General features: G+C 31.1%; 16 protein-coding genes. 10 read left to right on the forward strand and 6 right to left on the reverse strand.

Translation table 11 applies throughout. From position 1 onward, the window contains the following. The 4 genes from E0D87_RS07035 to E0D87_RS07050 are packed head-to-tail and all read left to right on the forward strand — an operon-like array spanning window position 1 to window position 4,337. On the forward strand, window positions 1-606 hold the full coding sequence (locus E0D87_RS07035) for a V-type ATP synthase subunit E (protein ID WP_004834419.1): 606 nt from the start codon (window positions 1-3) through the stop codon (window positions 604-606). After that, window positions 590-2,335, forward strand: a complete 1,746-nt coding sequence (locus E0D87_RS07040) for a V-type ATP synthase subunit A (RefSeq protein WP_130819908.1) — start codon at window positions 590-592, stop codon at window positions 2,333-2,335. Before E0D87_RS07035 ends, E0D87_RS07040 begins: the two co-directional genes overlap by 17 nt. A gap of 3 nt (window positions 2,336-2,338) precedes the next feature. Continuing rightward, a complete protein-coding gene (locus E0D87_RS07045; protein ID WP_130819909.1) occupies window positions 2,339-3,703 on the forward strand; it encodes a V-type ATP synthase subunit B in 1,365 nt (454 codons plus the stop codon). Between the two features lies 1 nt (window position 3,704). Further along, the gene (locus E0D87_RS07050; RefSeq protein ID WP_130819910.1) at window positions 3,705-4,337 is read left to right on the forward strand and encodes a V-type ATP synthase subunit D; all 633 of its coding nucleotides are present in this window, start codon (window positions 3,705-3,707) and stop codon (window positions 4,335-4,337) included. A gap of 59 nt (window positions 4,338-4,396) precedes the next feature. Here the strand turns inward: E0D87_RS07050 and E0D87_RS07055 are convergent, their stop codons facing one another. The 6 genes from E0D87_RS07055 to E0D87_RS07080 all read right to left on the reverse strand — a co-directional run bounded on the left by E0D87_RS07055 (window position 4,397) and on the right by E0D87_RS07080 (window position 9,112). Then, window positions 4,397-5,341: an IS3 family transposase gene (locus E0D87_RS07055; protein ID WP_130819818.1), complete on the reverse strand. Its 945-nt coding sequence runs from the start codon at window positions 5,339-5,341 to the stop codon at window positions 4,397-4,399. Beyond that, complete coding sequence (locus tag E0D87_RS07060) at window positions 5,254-5,793, reverse strand: helix-turn-helix domain-containing protein (protein WP_130819819.1); 540 nt, start codon at window positions 5,791-5,793, stop codon at window positions 5,254-5,256. Before E0D87_RS07060 ends, E0D87_RS07055 begins: the two co-directional genes overlap by 88 nt. A gap of 45 nt (window positions 5,794-5,838) precedes the next feature. Then, a complete protein-coding gene (locus tag E0D87_RS07065) occupies window positions 5,839-6,021 on the reverse strand; it encodes a transposase (protein ID WP_242618455.1) in 183 nt (60 codons plus the stop codon). Window positions 6,022-6,085: 64 nt separating this feature from the next. Further along, window positions 6,086-7,468 carry a thioether cross-link-forming SCIFF peptide maturase gene (gene scfB / locus E0D87_RS07070; protein ID WP_130819911.1) on the reverse strand — a complete coding sequence of 461 codons (1,383 nt, stop codon included), beginning with the start codon at window positions 7,466-7,468 and terminating at the stop codon, window positions 6,086-6,088. A 113-nt stretch (window positions 7,469-7,581) separates the two neighbouring features. Continuing rightward, the gene (gene scfA, locus E0D87_RS07075; RefSeq protein ID WP_004835906.1) at window positions 7,582-7,731 is read right to left on the reverse strand and encodes a six-cysteine ranthipeptide SCIFF; all 150 of its coding nucleotides are present in this window, start codon (window positions 7,729-7,731) and stop codon (window positions 7,582-7,584) included. A 49-nt stretch (window positions 7,732-7,780) separates the two neighbouring features. Continuing rightward, complete coding sequence (locus E0D87_RS07080) at window positions 7,781-9,112, reverse strand: aminotransferase class I/II-fold pyridoxal phosphate-dependent enzyme (protein ID WP_130819912.1); 1,332 nt, start codon at window positions 9,110-9,112, stop codon at window positions 7,781-7,783. A gap of 91 nt (window positions 9,113-9,203) precedes the next feature. Here E0D87_RS07080 and E0D87_RS07085 point away from each other — a divergent pair, with 91 nt between their 5' ends. The 6 genes from E0D87_RS07085 (at window position 9,204) to nrdG (ending at window position 17,080) form a co-directional block, all read left to right on the forward strand. Continuing rightward, window positions 9,204-10,058 carry an LCP family protein gene (locus E0D87_RS07085; RefSeq protein ID WP_130819913.1) on the forward strand — a complete coding sequence of 285 codons (855 nt, stop codon included), beginning with the start codon at window positions 9,204-9,206 and terminating at the stop codon, window positions 10,056-10,058. A gap of 37 nt (window positions 10,059-10,095) precedes the next feature. After that, window positions 10,096-10,614: an adenine phosphoribosyltransferase gene (locus E0D87_RS07090; protein ID WP_130819914.1), complete on the forward strand. Its 519-nt coding sequence runs from the start codon at window positions 10,096-10,098 to the stop codon at window positions 10,612-10,614. A 122-nt stretch (window positions 10,615-10,736) separates the two neighbouring features. Continuing rightward, complete coding sequence (locus tag E0D87_RS07095) at window positions 10,737-11,666, forward strand: J domain-containing protein (protein ID WP_130819915.1); 930 nt, start codon at window positions 10,737-10,739, stop codon at window positions 11,664-11,666. Window position 11,667: 1 nt separating this feature from the next. Continuing rightward, window positions 11,668-14,253 carry an ATP-dependent chaperone ClpB gene (gene clpB / locus E0D87_RS07100; protein ID WP_130819916.1) on the forward strand — a complete coding sequence of 862 codons (2,586 nt, stop codon included), beginning with the start codon at window positions 11,668-11,670 and terminating at the stop codon, window positions 14,251-14,253. Between the two features lie 209 nt (window positions 14,254-14,462). Then, window positions 14,463-16,583, forward strand: a complete 2,121-nt coding sequence (nrdD, locus tag E0D87_RS07105) for an anaerobic ribonucleoside-triphosphate reductase (protein ID WP_130819917.1) — start codon at window positions 14,463-14,465, stop codon at window positions 16,581-16,583. Beyond that, window positions 16,580-17,080, forward strand: coding sequence for an anaerobic ribonucleoside-triphosphate reductase activating protein (gene nrdG / locus E0D87_RS07110; RefSeq protein ID WP_130819918.1), 501 nt, complete (start codon window positions 16,580-16,582; stop codon window positions 17,078-17,080). Before nrdD ends, nrdG begins: the two co-directional genes overlap by 4 nt. The last annotated feature ends 6 nt before the right edge of the window (window positions 17,081-17,086 follow it).

The following is a 17,086-nucleotide window of genomic DNA, read 5'->3' on the forward strand; positions in this document are numbered from 1 at the left end:
ATGCTAGACTTAGAAGCTAAAATATCATCCTTTAGAAAAATGGTTTGGGATGAAGAAAAAGAAAAAAGTGAAAACGAGTTATATAGTTCAACCGAAGAAAACTCTAAGTTAATTGAAGATAAGAAGAGCAACTTAGAAAATGATTTGGAAACTAGCGTTAGAGATAGAAAAACTTTTGCTGAGATGAGAAAAAATGAAAATGTCTCAAAGAAAGAGTTTGAATCTAAGAACAGTTTGTATCTATACAAACAATATCTATTAGATGATTTAAATAATAAAATAATTGAAAAATTAGTTACCTATACTGATAGTGATGAATACAAAAATAACCTTGAAAGTAATATCAAAAAATCTATAGAAGAATTAAATCTTTGCTCTGAAGCTGTTATAGTAGGCGTTAGAGAAAAGGATAAAGATTTACTAAACTTTCCAAACGTTGAAGTTATCGAAGATGATTACATCGGAGGTTATATTATATCTGATTTAAATCATGAATTTAGGTACAATTATACATTTTTAAATAAGTTGAAAGATAAAAAATATGAAGTTGGTAAGAAACTAAATCAACTTCTTGAAAGCGAGAGTTTTAATGAATCCAAGAATTAAAACAATTAATGGTCCAGTAGTAATCGCTGATAATGCAAGAAAGTTAACAGTTCGTGAAATGGTTTCAGTTGGTGATTTGAAACTAATAGGAGAGGTAATCTCACTAGAAGGCGATGAAGCTACTATTCAAGTTTATGAGGATACTTCTGGACTAAAAGTAAACGAAAATATTATGCCTACATCACGTCCTCTATCTGTTAGACTAGGACCTGGTATGTTAGGAAATATGTTTGATGGTATTCAAAGACCTCTAAAGAAAATAATGGATGAAAATGGAGCCTTTATACCATCAGGAATTGGTTTTGAAAATCTTGATGAAAATAAACAATGGGATGTCAAGATAGTAGCCAAAGTTGGTCAAAAAATAAGTAAAGGCGATATTTACGCAACTATTAAAGAAACAGAAACTATTGAGCATAGACTTATGGCTTCTGTAGATGGTGAAGTTGTTGAAGCAAAAGAAGATGGTCTTTACAAGCTCGAAGATACTGTAGTTAAGATTAAATCAGGCAATAAAGTTGTAGAAGAAAAGCTATATCAATATTGGCCAGTTAGAAAGCAAAGACCCGTTAAATCAAGTATGCCTATAGAAAAATTATTTGAAACAGGTCAAAGAGTTTTAGATGTATTTTTCCCGTTAGCTAAAGGTGGAACAGTTGCTATACCTGGTGGATTTGGTACAGGTAAAACTATGCTCCAACACCAACTAGCTCAATATTCTGATGTAGATATTATTATTTACATTGGTTGTGGAGAACGTGGTAACGAAATGACACAAGTTTTGGAAGAATTTCCGGACTTGATAGATCCTAACACTGGAAAAGGTCTTATGGAAAGAACTATCCTTATTGCTAATACATCTAATATGCCGGTAGCAGCAAGAGAAGCGTCAATTTATACTGGTATTACTATGGCTGAGTATTTTAGAGATATGGGATATGATGTAGCCTTAATGGCAGATTCATCATCACGTTGGGCAGAAGCTTTGCGTGAGATATCAGGTAGACTTGAGGAAATTCCTGCTGAAGAAGGATACCCAGCTTATCTAGGCTCTAGACTTTCACAATTTTATGAAAGAGCTGGTTACTTTAAGAACTTAAATGGAAGCGAAGGATCCGTTACCCTTATTGGTGCTGTATCTCCTTCTGGTGGTGACTTCTCAGAACCAGTTACAGAAAATACAAGAAGATGTGTTAATGTATTCTTAGGGCTTGATAGAAAGCTTGCCTACTCAAGACACTATCCAGCAATTAACTGGCTTTCATCATATTCTAATTATATCGAGAAGATTAGATCTTATTATGAAGAAAGACTAGGTAGAGATATAATAGCCATTAGAAACAAATTAATGAATGTATTGTTAGAAGAAGATGAAGTTAGATCTATAATGATGCTTGTAGGGGAAGATGCCCTTTCTAATAGTCAAAAAAATACTCTAGATGTATCTAGTTTAATTAGAAATGGCTTCCTCCAACAAAATGCTTACAATGATATAGATAAATATGTACCTCTTGAAAAGCAAGTGAAAATGCTTGATGTAATTTATAATTACTATGTAAAGAGTACTGATGCTATAAAAGCTGGTGTAAGTCACAAAGATATATATAATTCAAAATTAATAAATGATATTACTCAAATGAAATATAATATTAAAAATGACGAATTAGACAAATTCTTAGATTTAAATTCAGAAATAGACAATCATTTTATTAGTATCAAGAAAGGTTAATAGATGAGAAAAGAATACACTAAAATCAAAAAAATTGAATCATCTATGATTGAAATCGAAAAGGTAACTGATATTTCATATAAAGCAGTAGTATCTGTTCATGCTTTAGGAATGGACTTTGTAGGTCAAGTTGTAAAGATTGATGATGATACAGTAACCATTGAAGTATTTGGAAATACAGAAGAGTTTTCCTTAAATGATATAGTGGTAAGTTTCCATGAAAAACCATTAGAAATACCATTAAACGAATCAATTTTAGGTAGAACCTTTAATGGTATTGGAGAACCTATAGATAATGGTGGTTATATATATTCTGATGAATTGTTTTCAGTTGAAGGCCTCCCACTGAATCCAGTTGCTCGTGAATACCCAAGAGATTTTATACAAACAGGTATATCTTCAATTGACACTCTTACAACTTTGATTCGTGGTCAAAAGCTTCCTATATTTTCTGGTTCCGGTCTTTCTCATAATGAAATTGCAGCGCAAATTGTTCGTCAAGCGAAATTAAAAACTGATGAGGACTTTTGTTTCGTTTTTGCTGCTATGGGAATCAAAAAAGATGAAGCTATGTTTTTCGAAGATGCCTTTAACAAAGCTGGAGTTCGTGATAAGGTAGTAATGTATCAAAACTTGGCAGATTCACCTATAATGGAAAGATTGGTTGCTCCTAAATGCGCTTTAACAGCTGCTGAATATTTAGCCTATAAAAAACACTATCACGTGTTAGTTATAATTACAGATATGACTTCTTATTCTGAGGCTTTGCGTGAAGTATCATCAATCAGAGGTGAAGTTCCTTCTAGAAAAGGATACCCAGGTTATTTATACTCAGATCTTGCTTCTTTATATGAAAGAGCAGGTATGATTGAAGGAGTAAATGGTTCCGTCACCCTAATACCTATTTTAACAATGCCGAATGATGATATAACTCATCCGGTTGCGGATTTGACAGGTTATATAACAGAAGGGCAAATTGTTATTGATAGAGCTCTATCAAACAAAGGAATATATCCACCAATAAATGTATTGCCTTCACTTTCTAGACTTATGAAAGATGGTATCGGAGAAGGATACACAAGAGGCGATCATGAGGATTTGATGAACCAAATATATGAATCATATTCTAAAGTTCAAGATGTAAGAAATATTTCACAAATCGTTGGTGAAGATGACTTATCTGATGTTGACAAGAAATATCTTAAATTTGGTGATGAGTTTGAAAGAGAGTTCCTAGCGCAAGAAAAAAATGAAAATAGAGAACTTGAAGAATCTCTTGATTTAGGTTGGGAAATTCTTAAGATCCTTCCAAGAACTGAGCTTCACAGAGTTTCTAAAGAAAATTTGGATAAATTTATAGGTGAATAGTATGCAAACAAATAATGTTGCAGCTACAAAAGCTAATCTAATAAAAACTAAAGATGAGCTAAAACTACTTGTTGGTGGTTATGATATATTAGATAAGAAAAGAAAAGCTTTGATGCAAGCTTATGATTCAAAGATAAAAGAAAGAAACGAACTTAACGACAAAGTTAATGAAACGATAAAGCTAGTAAGTCATAAATTTAAAAAGGTACTTGCAAGTATCGGTGAAGCTGATTTAGACTCTATTTCAAAGACAGTTCCGATAGACAACAGTATAGATATTAAAGTAGATAAGTTTATGCAGACAGAGATATCTGAAATTACATTCGAAGATGTCAAGCTAAACCTTTCGTATTCTTTTTATGAGACAAATGCTTCTTTTGATGAGGCAGTATTATCATTTAATGAACTTAGATCTAAAATCTTTAAGCTTGCTGAGCTTGATACAACTATTAAGTCTTTGGATAGGGAGATTAAAAAAACTAGCAAGAAAGTTAATAGCCTTGATAAAGTACAAATTCCTAAGTATAAAGAAATGATAAAAACTATAGGTCAAAGTATAGAAGAGAAGGAAAGAGAAGAATTTTCTAAAACAAAGATTGTTAAAGAAAATAAGATTAAAAAAGAAAAAATGTAAAAAAATAGCACCGAGCTTTATGAGCTGAACCCGTAAACACGGAATAACTTAATAATATTTTAAGCGGAATGTAATCTGTAATCAATAGGTGACATTCCGTTTAATTTTGCTTTAATCCTGTCTTCGTTGTACCATTTGATATATGATTCTATTTCTTTTCTTAACTCTTCATAATTCTTAAATTCTACACCATAGTACATTTCTTGTTTGAGTATACCAAAGAAGTTCTCCATTGGTGAATTGTCTAGACAATTGCCTTTTCTTGACATACTTTGTGTTATGTTTAGTTTGCTAAGTCTACTTGACCATGAACTATGTTGGTAATGGAATCCCTGGTCTGAGTGTATTACTAGATCATCACTTTCTTCTATTCTTTTAGTTGCTTCTTCTAGCATTGTATTTGTTAGTTTAATTGTCGGACGGTGACTTAGTGTATAACTAATTATCTCGCTATTGTATACATCTAGTATTGGTGATAGGTAAAGTCTTTTCTCATTTCCTTTGATTCTAAATTCTGTTACATCTGTTAACCATAGCTTATTAGGTTTTTTAGCTTTAAAGTTACGATTTACTAGATTAGGAGCTACTTTACCTACCTGTCCCTTGTATGATGAGTATTTTCTTGATCTCGTTTTAAATTTAGCACATAGAAGTCCTTCTTGTCTCATTATTCTTAATACTCTTTTATGATTTACTATTAAACTTTTGTTTCTTAAAGCTTTACAAACTCTTCTGTATCCATATCTTCCCTTAGTTGCTTTAACAATTGACTTGATTTTTTCTCTAATCTTCTTGTCTTTGTCTATTGGATTTTCTAATTTTATCTTCCATTCATAGTATGAGGATTTAGGTAGTTTAGCTACTTTTATCCATTCACTTGCTTTTGTTTCAGCATGTTCTTTAAGAAGATTAAGTATTATCTTTGTTTTTTCCTTGCTTCTGCCTCTTCTTCCAGTAGCAAGGCTTGATACTTTTTTTCGAATAGTATTTGCATCTTTAAATATTTATTTTCTTCTCTAAGTCTAATTAACTCTTCTCTTTCAGACTCTTTTATTGGTTTTTCTTTCTTAGGTTTCTTATCTGATTTAGACATATCTTTCTTTGGCCTTCCTCTATTATCTTCTAGCCCAGATAAACCACGCTGTTGATAAGCTTTCTCCCACCTATATACCATAGATCCATTAGAAAGATTGAAGTGCTCGGCGGTTTCTCTAAGCGAAGTATTATTGATTTGTCTATATTGTATTACAGATAGTTTAAATTCACTAGTGTATTTATTATTGTTTAGATTCTTAGATAAGTTATCAAACCCTCCTGATCGATATTTTACTATCCAACTTTCAAGTGTTGAATTGGGAATATTATATTTTTTGGCAACCATTTTATGGCCACCATACTCTCCTGATAAGTATTCTAATACTAATTTAATTTTAAATTCTTTTGTGTATTTTGACATGAAAAAACCCCTCCATCCGTATTCCGGATTTTGGGGTCCAGCACATTAANTATTGTTTAGATTCTTAGATAAGTTATCAAACCCTCCTGATCGATATTTTACTATCCAACTTTCAAGTGTTGAATTGGGAATATTATATTTTTTGGCAACCATTTTATGGCCACCATACTCTCCTGATAAGTATTCTAATACTAATTTAATTTTAAATTCTTTTGTGTATTTTGACATGAAAAAACCCCTCCATCCGTATTCCGGATTTTGGGGTCCAGCACATTAAACTCGATGCTATTTTTTATGCTGGTTCTTGTTCACTATCTTTCATATATTCATAAATCTTAACTGCAATTGCCATTTCTATTCTTTTTCTAAATAGTTTACATGAGTAATCATAAACATTATTTATATCACCAGTTGCATTATATGAATTTGCTGCACATCCACCAGAACAGTACATGTTTGCCCAGCAAGATCTACATTCGCTCTTTGAATAGCAATTGCAAGTTTTAAACTGCTTTACAAGGTCATTATTTACAATTCCTTGGTCAAGATTACCTATTATAAAATCAGGATTTCCTACAAACTGATGGCATGGATATAATTCTCCAGTTGGAGTAACTGCCATATATTCTGTTCCTGAACCACATCCAGATATTCTCTTGTGAACACATGGGCCGTTTTCTAAATCTATCATATAGTGATAAAAGATGAATTCTTCATTGTTATCAATTTTTTCCATCATCATATCTGCAAGTTTTTCATACTCACTATATATTGTATCTAAATGTTCTTCTTTAAGAGCGTATTCTTCGTTTGGATTGCCGACAACAGGCTCTAGTGATGTTCTAATAAATCCTAAGTCTAAATATGTCCTGAGGTCTTCTGTGAAGTCTAGATTGTTTGCTGTAAAAGTTCCTCTTATATAGTATTCCTTGTCACCACGCTTGTTTACAAAATTTTGGAATTTTGGAACTATTGTATCAAATGAACCTTTGCCATTAAGAGTTTTTCTGAACTCATCATGTTTTTCTTTTCTACCATCTAAAGATAAAACAACATTTTTCATATTTTCATTTAAGTATTCTATAACTTCATCATCTAATAACAATCCATTAGTCGTAAGTGTGAAGTTAAAGTGTTTGTTATATTCTTCTTCTTTGCTTCTGGCATAGGATACAGTATCTTTAACCAAGTCAAAATTAAGTAGAGGTTCGCCTCCGAAGAAGTCTATATCAAGATTATAATGACTTCCTGAATTTTCTAGTAGAAAATCTATGGCAGATCTTGCCACTTCTTTTGTCATAATTGCATCAGGCCCAGAATATTTTCCACCTTTTGCAAAGCAATATTCACACGATAAATTACATGTATGAGCAACATTCAAACATAAAGCTTTGATAGTAGTTGGTTTATTAGTGATGTCTATTGATAAATCTTCATAGATATCATCTGAAAATAGAAGACCTTCATTTACTAATTCATTAACTTCTTCATATGCTTCTAAGAATTGGTCATAGTTTATATCATATTTATTTATAATCATATTTTTGATTTCATTTTTATTATTGTCTTGATACAGGGATATTATATCGTAGGTTAAATCATCCACAGCATGCACAGATCCGCTGTATACATCTAAAACAATATTAAAGCCTTTGGCTTTGTATTGGTGTATCATAGTTTCTCCTTTATATTTACTATAGTATTTTACTAGGAATTGAGAATCTTATAACAAATTTCTAGCAAATAAAAAACTTATCTAAGCTATTAACTTAGATAAGTTAAAAATTATTATTTATTTTTTTTGCTAACACATTCTTGATTAGCAACACCACAGCTTGTTTTACATGCTGATTGGCAAGATGTTTGACATTCACCGCAACCACCATGTTTTTTGCTTTTGTGGAGATTTCTTGTGTTTAAAGTTACAATTCTTTTCATATGTACTCTCCTTTTCTTTTATTAATAATAACAGTTTTTGTAAATTTTGTCAATTTATACAAGAAATATTCTCATCAATGATGTTCATATTTATATTGTTTGCTAGTAAAAACTTAATATTTTTAATTATATCTTCATCAATTAATTCTCCAGGTACAAGTATTGGTATGCCAGGGGGATAAGCGTAGATAAAATCTCCACAAATTTTGCCGATAGAATCTTCTAATGTGTAAATATTTTTGTTTAAGTTGATGCATTCGTAAATTTCTAAGGATTTATTTGGTATTTTAAAGGTAAAACTGCTCTTATTATACATCCTCGATATATCATTATCTATTTTATAAAGGGCCTTAATTAGTCTATCAAAACCTTCTTTCCTATCAAAAATTGTTGAGATTAGCAAAGCATAATTTGGATAGGCCATCTCAATTTCAATCTTTTCCTCTTTTAAAATACTAGCTAGTTTACTGCCTGATATATTAGTATTATTTGTTGATATTAAAATCTTACTCTTATCCTTAAATTTATTATCAATAACTTGTAAGTTTTTAAAATCTTGACTATATAAATATAACAGGTTATTCATAAGGTTTTCATATAATTTATTAAAAGTAGAAAATTTTTCAATCATCTCATCTATAGATTGCAATATGACATATGAAGGTGATGAGGTTTGAAAAATCGCCATATTTCTCTTGACTTCATCATATATATCTAAATCATTAACAAGAACTGCAGCTGCTGGTGTTAGAGCTGACAGATTTTTGTGAAATGATGTTATAGCAACATCAAAAGAAATATTATAACAATCTGTCAGTGGAAAGTGACTGCCGTGCGCCATATCGACAACAAGCTTTGTAGAGTGCTTCTGGCAAAGCTTATATATTTTATCAAGATCTAGTATATAGCCCTCATAGGAAGGGGATGTAATAACTACGCATGAAAAATTTTTACTAGATATTTTTTTCTCAAAATCATCATAATTAATATCTACAATAGCAGAAATTTCATTAGTTATGATATCAATGTATGAAACATCAAGTTTATTCAACTCACAAGCGTTATATACGGCCTTATGAGAAGATCTTTCTATTAGGATATTTTGATTATCATAAGTAAGTGCTCTTATAACTGATAATAATCCGGAAGTTGACCCGTTTGTAGATATGATAGTTTTATTTACATCATAAATTTTAGAAAGCCTATTTTCCATAATTACGAAAATATCTTTAGGGTCGTTTAGATTATCAAAACCATCTATTTCAGTTAGATCCCTTTCATAAGGTAAATCATTTCTTAGCACATTTGTCCTTTTTGATCCTGGCATATGGAAGGGATAATAATTTTCCTTTAAATATAAATCTAATTTCTTATTTAACATAATAACCTCCCATACATCTTACTATATTATTAAGATAATGAAATTTTGTTTTGTTCATATTATGGGATATAATGATACATAGGAGAAAATAATGAATACAAGTTTTAAAAGAATTTTAAAGATGATTTTATTATTTTTGATGTTTGTAGTTTTGTTTAGTTCTGTAATTTTACTTACTAATTTCTTCAAGCCTAAAAATAATATAGATCAAGATAATAAAAATGAGTTTCTATTTCTCATGGCAGGAGTAGATGATAATGGAGAAGAGTTTGGCACAAGAACCGATACAATGATGCTTGTGAAAGCTAATCTTAACGAAAAGAAAATTGACCTTATTTCAATACCAAGAGATAGTCTGGTAAATATCAACGGATATATGGATAAAATAAACGCAGCACATTCTTATGGTGGAATTGATTTAACTATTGAAACAGTAAGAGATTTTTTAGGAATAGATCTTACTAATTATGTAGTTATTCCTTTTGATGCTGTTGTTGATGGAATAGACGCACTTGGTGGAATAGATATAGATGTAAGTGAAGATATCGCATCTGCAATGGACATTACTCCAGGAACTCATCGTTTTACAGGAAGTGAGGCACTGGATTATGTAAGATTTAGAAAAGGATATGCCAATGCTGATCTTGGAAGAATAGCTACTCAACAAGATTTTGTAATGCAATTTATCCATGAAGCGACAAGAGCTAAGAATATACCTAAACTTCCTATTGTTTATATGTCTATGAGTGATAAGATAAAAACAAATATGAGTTTTTCTCAAATGTCAAAACTCGCCTTTGCTTTTAGAGGAATAGATAAAGATAATATAAATCAAGTCAGGTTAGAGGGAGAAGTAGTAGATATAGATGGTATAAGCTACTATGATATATATGATTATTCAATAGAAGATGTAAGAAATAATTTCTTAAGTAACTTTTCTTATTAAGGGTATATTAATAAAGACAATAAAAGTGGAGGAATAGATGGATATTAAATCAAAAATAAGAGTCATAGAAGATTATCCAAAAGAAGGAATTTCTTTTAAGGATATTACAACATTACTTAAAGACAGAGAAGCGTTCAAAGAAACTTTAAACCAACTAGAAAAGGCCTTAGAAGATTACGAATTTGACTATATAGCTGGAATTGAATCAAGAGGCTTAATCTTTGGAGCACCTTTGGCAGATCGATTAAATAAAGGTTTCATTCCAATAAGAAAACCTGGCAAATTACCTGGAGAAATCGAAAAAATCTCCTATGAATTAGAATATGGATCTGGAGAATTGGAGATGCACAAGGATGCAATAAACGATGGAGATAGAGTAGTAATAATAGATGACTTGATTGCAACTGGAGGCTCTGCGAAAGCAGCAGCTAATTTGATTGAAGCTGTTGGTGGAGAAGTTTCATGTTTTGAGTTCTTGATAGAGTTAACAGAGTTAAATGGTCGCTCATATCTTGGCGACTATGATGTTATTTCTTTAATCGAGTATGGTCATTAAAAAATAAGGGTTCCCTGAGGAACTCTTTTTTAGTGAAATTTATTATTTATTTCTTGCAAGTAGTAGTTCACATAGTATAATTTTATTAAGGTCAGAGATAGTCAGACTAGATGGAGGTTAACATGAAATACAGAGATTATTATGAAATATTGGGCGTGGACAAGAAAGCAAGCCCTGATGAAATAAAAAGAGCATATAGAAAACTAGCAAAGAAATATCACCCAGACCTTCATCCAGACGATAAAGAAGCAGAGAAAAAATTTACTGAGATAAATGAAGCCTACGAAGTATTGTCAGATGAAGAAAAGAGAAAAAAATACGATATGTTTGGTAAAAACGCAAACTTCCAAGGCGGACAGAATTTCGATCCAAGCGATTTTGGATTTGATTTTGGAAACTTCGGAAATGGTTCTTACACATATACTAGTTCTAACTCTAATGGATTTTCAGATTTTTTTGATGGTTTATTTGGAGGATTTAGTCAAAATTCAAATTCTTATCAAAGAAGTGGATCTTCTAGATTTTCTAATTTCGGTCAAGGATTTGGCAGGAAGAAAAAAGAAAATATCACTACATCGATAACAATTAGTATAGATGAAGCTATGAATGGTACAAATAGAAGTATCAAAGTTAAAAATGGCGAGAGATTAATTGATGTAAAAGTAACTGTTCCAAAGGGAATTAAAAATAATAATAAAATCAGAATTGATGGATCAAAATATGGAATAGATGCAAATATAATTGCAAAAGTTAGCATAAAAAATGATGATGATTTATCTTTAGATGGAATTGATTTTATAAAAAAGGTTAAGATTTATCCTTGGGATGCGTATTTTGGAGTTAAGAAAAAAATTGAAACGAATGCAGGAGCTTTCATGGTTAAGATTCCAGAAAATTCTCAAGCAGGTAAAAAAATTAGGTTAAAAAATAGAGGATATAAAGATAGAAAAGGAAATATAGGAGATTTGATAGTTGAAATAGTAATTGAAAATCCAAATACACTTAGCGAAAATCAAGTAAATCTATACAAAAAACTAAAAGAGGAGGAATAGTATGGACTTCAATAAATATACACAAAAATCACAAGAAGCTATAAATGATTCACAAGCTATAGCTATAAAAAATTCTAACCCAGAAGTAAATGAAATACATTTGGCTTACTCTTTGGTAAGTGATTCAAACTCAATTGTTAGTCAAATACTTAAGACAATGAATGTTGACTACTCATCATATAAAAATGCAATTACTAAAAAATTAGATGCAATGCCAACTCTAGAGGGAGGATCTGATATATATCCAACACAGGTCTTTCAAAGGATTCTCCTTAAAGCAGAAGATGAATCCAAAAACATGGGAGATAGTTATGTTTCCACAGAACACATTTTCTTAAGCTTGTTAAATGAAAAAACAGAGATAAGTGATTTAAATAAGGAATATAAGATATCTTATAATGACTTCAAAAAATCTATAACAAATGTCAGGAATGGTCAAAAAGTGACAAATGATAATCCAGAAGAAACAACAAATCCACTTGAAAAATTCGGTAGAAACCTAACTCAAGAAGCTCGTGATGGAAAAATAGATCCTGTTATTGGTAGAGATTCTGAAATTAGAAATGCCTTAAGAATTTTATCAAGAAGAAAGAAAAACAACCCTGTTCTAATAGGTCAACCTGGTGTAGGAAAAACAGCCATAGTTGAAGGGCTAGCTCAAAGAATTGTAAATAACGATGTTCCTGAGCCACTTCAAGGAAGAACAATATTTTCACTTGATATGGGTTCACTCGTAGCTGGAGCAAAATATCGAGGCCAATTTGAAGAAAGACTCAAAGCGGTTATAGATGAGGTTAAAAAGTCAGATGGCCAAATTATAATGTTTATAGACGAGATTCATAATATAGTGGGAGCAGGTAAATCTGAGGGGGCAATGGACGCATCTAACATCATGAAACCAATGCTTGCCCGCGGAGAAATAAAAGTCATAGGCGCAACTACTCTTAATGAATATAGACAATATATAGAAAAAGACGGTGCCTTAGAGCGTCGTTTCCAAAAAGTTATGGTAGCAGAACCTTCAGTTGAGGATACTATTAGCATTCTTAGAGGTATAAAAGACAAATACGAAATATTCCATGGTATAAGAATTCAGGATAGTGCAGTAATTGCTGCAGCTGAATTATCTGATAGATATATTTCAGATAGGTTTTTGCCAGATAAGGCTATAGACCTAATGGATGAAGCTTGTGCAACAGTAAGAACAGAAATAGACACAATGCCAACATACTTGGATGAACAAAAAAGAAAACTATTACAACTTCAAATAGAAATAACAGCTCTAAAAAAAGAAGATGATGAATATTCTATAAAAAGGAGAGAAGAGCTAGAAAAAGAAGTAGCAGACTTGTCCGAGAAATTTGACCAAGACTTTATGAAATGGAAAGAAGAAAAGTCTGCTATAGATGATGTAAAAAGCATAAAAGAAGAAATTGATAGGGTTAATGTTCAAATAGAACAAGCTGAGAGAAACTATGATTTTGAACGCTTATCTGAGCTAAAATACGGAAAATTAGAAGAGCTAAAAAAGAAACTCGAAGAAGCAACCAACAATTCAGACCAAGCAGAAAATGGTTCAATAAAAGAGGAAGTTACAGATGAAGATGTTGCTGATGTTGTAAGCAATTGGACAAATATTCCTGTAAATAAACTAGTAGAGAGTGAAAGAAGCAAAATCTTACATTTACCTGAAAAACTTCACCAAAGAGTAATTGGACAAGAAGAAGCTATCCAAGCTGTTTCTAATGCTATTATTAGGGCTAGATCAGGTCTTAAGAGTCAAAATAGACCTATAGGTTCATTCATATTCTTAGGTCCAACAGGTGTAGGTAAAACTGAACTTGCAAAGTCACTAACAGAAGCCATGTTTGATGATGAAAGAAACATGGTTCGTATAGATATGAGTGAATACATGGAAAAATACTCTGTATCAAGACTAATAGGGGCCGCACCTGGTTATGTAGGATATGAAGAAGGAGGACAGCTAACAGAAGCGGTTAGACGTAAGCCTTATTCTGTAATATTATTTGACGAAATCGAAAAAGCACACCCAGATGTATTCAATATTTTATTACAAGTATTAGATGATGGTAGACTAACCGATTCTCAAGGAAGAACTGTAGATTTCAAAAATACTATTATTATAATGACAAGTAATATTGGGTCAGAATATCTAATAGATGGATTAATTGAAGATGGAACTATAAACGAGGAAAACAGAGAAAATGTTGATAAGGTTTTAAGAAATTCATTTAAACCAGAATTTTTAAATAGAATTGACGATATTGTAATGTTTACTCCACTTACAAGTGATCAAGTCTACGAAATTATTGACCTACAAATTGAAGATATTAAACATAGACTAGAAGACAGAGATATAAACTTAGATATTAGTCCAAGGGCAAAAGAATATATCTTGGCTAATGCTTATAATATCGAATATGGTGCAAGACCTGTTAAAAGATTCCTACAAACACATGTTGAAACAGACCTAGGAAAATTAATTATTGAAGGAAAAGTAGCTGAAAAAGATACAGCATTATTAGATCTTGATGAAAATAATAAATTAAAGTTTATTATCAAATAAGATTTTTAATATTTAGTAACCCTCAAATCTTAAGATTAACAAATAGATTTGAGGGTTATTTTTATGTTTTTTTAAATGTATAAATATATTAAAATAAATAAATTGAAGCCCTCAATCAAGACGACAACTCTATATATAGTATTCATTTTTTGCGAATGCCACTATATATGGTATAATTGTAATTGCTAATATATAAGTAGGAGGGCACCATGTTACAAGTAATTAAGAGAAATGGCTTAAAAGATCCATTCTATAAATATAAAATAGTAAATGCAATAGAAAAATCTATGAATTCTCCTAGTGGAGTTTTTGTTTATAATCAAGCAGAGGAGATTGCTAGGGAAATAGAGAATGAATCAAAAGATTTAGAGGAAATTTCTATATATGATATAGAAGATAAAGTCTATTATAAACTAATAGAAAGGAAAAATCCTGCAACTGCAAGAGCATATGAATCTTACAAATCAGTTCAAGCTTATAAGAGGGAGCAAAATACATCAGATAATGATATACTCGGCTTATTAAATCAAACAAACATAGATGTTATGGATGAAAATTCAAATAAAAATCCTATAATCGCTTCAACTCAAAGAGATCTTATAGCGGGTGAAGTTGCAAAAGACATAGCAAAAAGAAAATTAATCCCAGCTGATTTAGTAGAAGCACACGAATCTGGTGCGATGCATATACACGATCTAGATTATTTAATCCAACCTATCTTTAACTGCTGTTTAGTTGATATGAAGGATATGCTTGATAATGGAACTGTTGTTAATGACAAGATGATTGAGACTCCTAAATCATTCCAAGTTGCTTGCAATGTTATGACACAAATTATTGCACAAATTGCAAGTAATCAATATGGTGGTCAGTCAATAAATATCTCTTGCTTAAGTCCATATCTTAAAAAATCTTATGATAAAAATTTAAAATTAAGTAAAAGCATGTTAAGTGATGAAAATAAAGCTGTAGAAATGGCAAAAGCTCTAACAAAAAGAGACCTTGAAAGTGGTATACAAACTATTCAATATCAGATAAATACCTTAATGACAAGTAATGGTCAATCTCCTTTTGTCACTTTATTTATGCATACAGATGAAAAAGATCCGTATTTAGATAATACTGTAAGAATAATTGAAGAAATTCTAAAGCAGAGAATAAAAGGAATTAAAAATGAGCAAGGTATTTATGTTACGCCTGCTTTCCCAAAGCTCATATATGTATTAGATGAAAATAACATACATAAAGATTCTCCTTACTATGAATTGACAGAACTTGCGGCAAAATGCACTGCTAAGAGGATGTATCCTGATTATATTTCTGCTAAAAAAATGCGTGAAAACTACGAGGGGAATGTATTTTCTCCTATGGGATGTAGAGCCTTTTTACCACCTTACAAGGACGAGAATGGCGATTACAAATTTGATGGAAGATTTAACATGGGTGTTGCTACAATTAATCTTCCACAAATTGCAATACTTGCAAACGGAGATGAAGACAAATTCTTTGAAATTTTAGATAAAAGATTAGATCTCATAAAAAGAGTTGGGTTATTAAGATATGAACATTTATCAAAAGTAACCAGCGATTCATCTCCTATACACTTTAGATATGGAGCGATTGCAAGACTAAAAAGACATGAATCTATCAAACCGCTTTTAGAAAATGGATATGCTACCGTAACAATTGGCTATATTGGTATTTATGAAGCAAGCAAATTAACTGTAGGTAAATCTCACACTACTAAAGAAGGACACGACTTTGCATTAAAAATAATGAAAGTCCTTAATGAAAAGAAAAAAGAATGGTCAGATAAATATGGTATTGCCTTTGCAGTTTATGGAACACCTGCAGAAAGCTTAACTCATAGGTTTGCTTCAATTGACAAAGATAGATTTGGAGAAATAGAAGATATTACAGATAAGGGATATTACACAAACTCTTTCCATGTCGATGTAAGAGAAAAAATATCAGTTTTTGATAAATTTAAATTTGAATCTGAATTCCAAGAATTATCTACTGGAGGTTGTATTTCTTATGCTGAAATACCTAACATGACCTCAAATATTCCTGCTGTAATGACTATGATAGAATATATTTATGATAATATTCAATATGCAGAGTTTAATACCAAATCTGATTATTGTGGTGAATGTGGCTATGATGGAGAGATACTACTGGATGATGAAAATAACTGGTATTGTCCAAATTGTGGAAATAAGGATAGGAGCAGTCTAACAGTAGTTAGAAGAACTTGTGGATATTTAGGTGAGAACTTCTGGAATGAAGGTAGAACAAAGGAAATCAAGGCAAGGGTTCTTCACATATGAAATATGGTCAAATTAGAAAATATGATGTAGCAAATGGCCCTGGTATAAGAACTACATTTTTCATATCTGGTTGTGATAGAAATTGTAAAAATTGCTTTAATAGGGATTATATGGATTTTAATTATGGCAAGACATGGAATGACGAATCTTTAAAAGAAGTTTTATCTTATTTAAAACTAGAGGAAGTAGAAGGTCTTACGATACTCGGAGGAGAACCATTTGAAAGCCCAGAAGGTCTATATGATGCCCTAGTACAGATAAGAAAAGAATCTGATAAGTCAATATGGATTTATTCAGGATTTAAATTTGAAGTTCTCAATAATATCAGATTAACAAGAAAAATATTAGAGTTGGTAGATGTTTTGGTCGATGGCGAATTTGTTGAAGAACTTAAAGACTTGAAATTGAAATTTAGAGGTTCATCAAATCAAAGAATAATCGATGTTAAAAAATCTTTAAAATATAATAATGTTATTCTCCTAGATGGGTATAATTAATAAAAA

It is taken from the genome of Anaerococcus vaginimassiliensis (genome assembly GCF_900626155.1).
Lineage (GTDB): Bacteria > Bacillota > Clostridia > Tissierellales > Peptoniphilaceae > Anaerococcus > Anaerococcus vaginimassiliensis.

Bases quoted from the DNA above. Each gene is read 5' to 3' on its own strand.
- E0D87_RS07035 (WP_004834419.1), top strand. From the start codon at position 1: ATGCTAGACTTAGAAGCTAAAATATCATCCTTTAGAAAAATGGTTTGG.
- E0D87_RS07040 (WP_130819908.1), top strand. From the start codon at position 590: ATGAATCCAAGAATTAAAACAATTAATGGTCCAGTAGTAATCGCTGAT.
- E0D87_RS07045 (WP_130819909.1), top strand. From the start codon at position 2,339: ATGAGAAAAGAATACACTAAAATCAAAAAAATTGAATCATCTATGATT.
- E0D87_RS07050 (WP_130819910.1), top strand. From the start codon at position 3,705: ATGCAAACAAATAATGTTGCAGCTACAAAAGCTAATCTAATAAAAACT.
- E0D87_RS07060 (WP_130819819.1), bottom strand. From the start codon at position 5,793: ATGTCAAAATACACAAAAGAATTTAAAATTAAATTAGTATTAGAATAC.
- scfB (WP_130819911.1), bottom strand. From the start codon at position 7,468: ATGATACACCAATACAAAGCCAAAGGCTTTAATATTGTTTTAGATGTA.
- scfA (WP_004835906.1), bottom strand. From the start codon at position 7,731: ATGAAAAGAATTGTAACTTTAAACACAAGAAATCTCCACAAAAGCAAA.
- E0D87_RS07080 (WP_130819912.1), bottom strand. From the start codon at position 9,112: ATGTTAAATAAGAAATTAGATTTATATTTAAAGGAAAATTATTATCCC.
- E0D87_RS07085 (WP_130819913.1), top strand. From the start codon at position 9,204: ATGAATACAAGTTTTAAAAGAATTTTAAAGATGATTTTATTATTTTTG.
- E0D87_RS07090 (WP_130819914.1), top strand. From the start codon at position 10,096: ATGGATATTAAATCAAAAATAAGAGTCATAGAAGATTATCCAAAAGAA.
- E0D87_RS07095 (WP_130819915.1), top strand. From the start codon at position 10,737: ATGAAATACAGAGATTATTATGAAATATTGGGCGTGGACAAGAAAGCA.
- clpB (WP_130819916.1), top strand. From the start codon at position 11,668: ATGGACTTCAATAAATATACACAAAAATCACAAGAAGCTATAAATGAT.
- nrdD (WP_130819917.1), top strand. From the start codon at position 14,463: ATGTTACAAGTAATTAAGAGAAATGGCTTAAAAGATCCATTCTATAAA.
- nrdG (WP_130819918.1), top strand. From the start codon at position 16,580: ATGAAATATGGTCAAATTAGAAAATATGATGTAGCAAATGGCCCTGGT.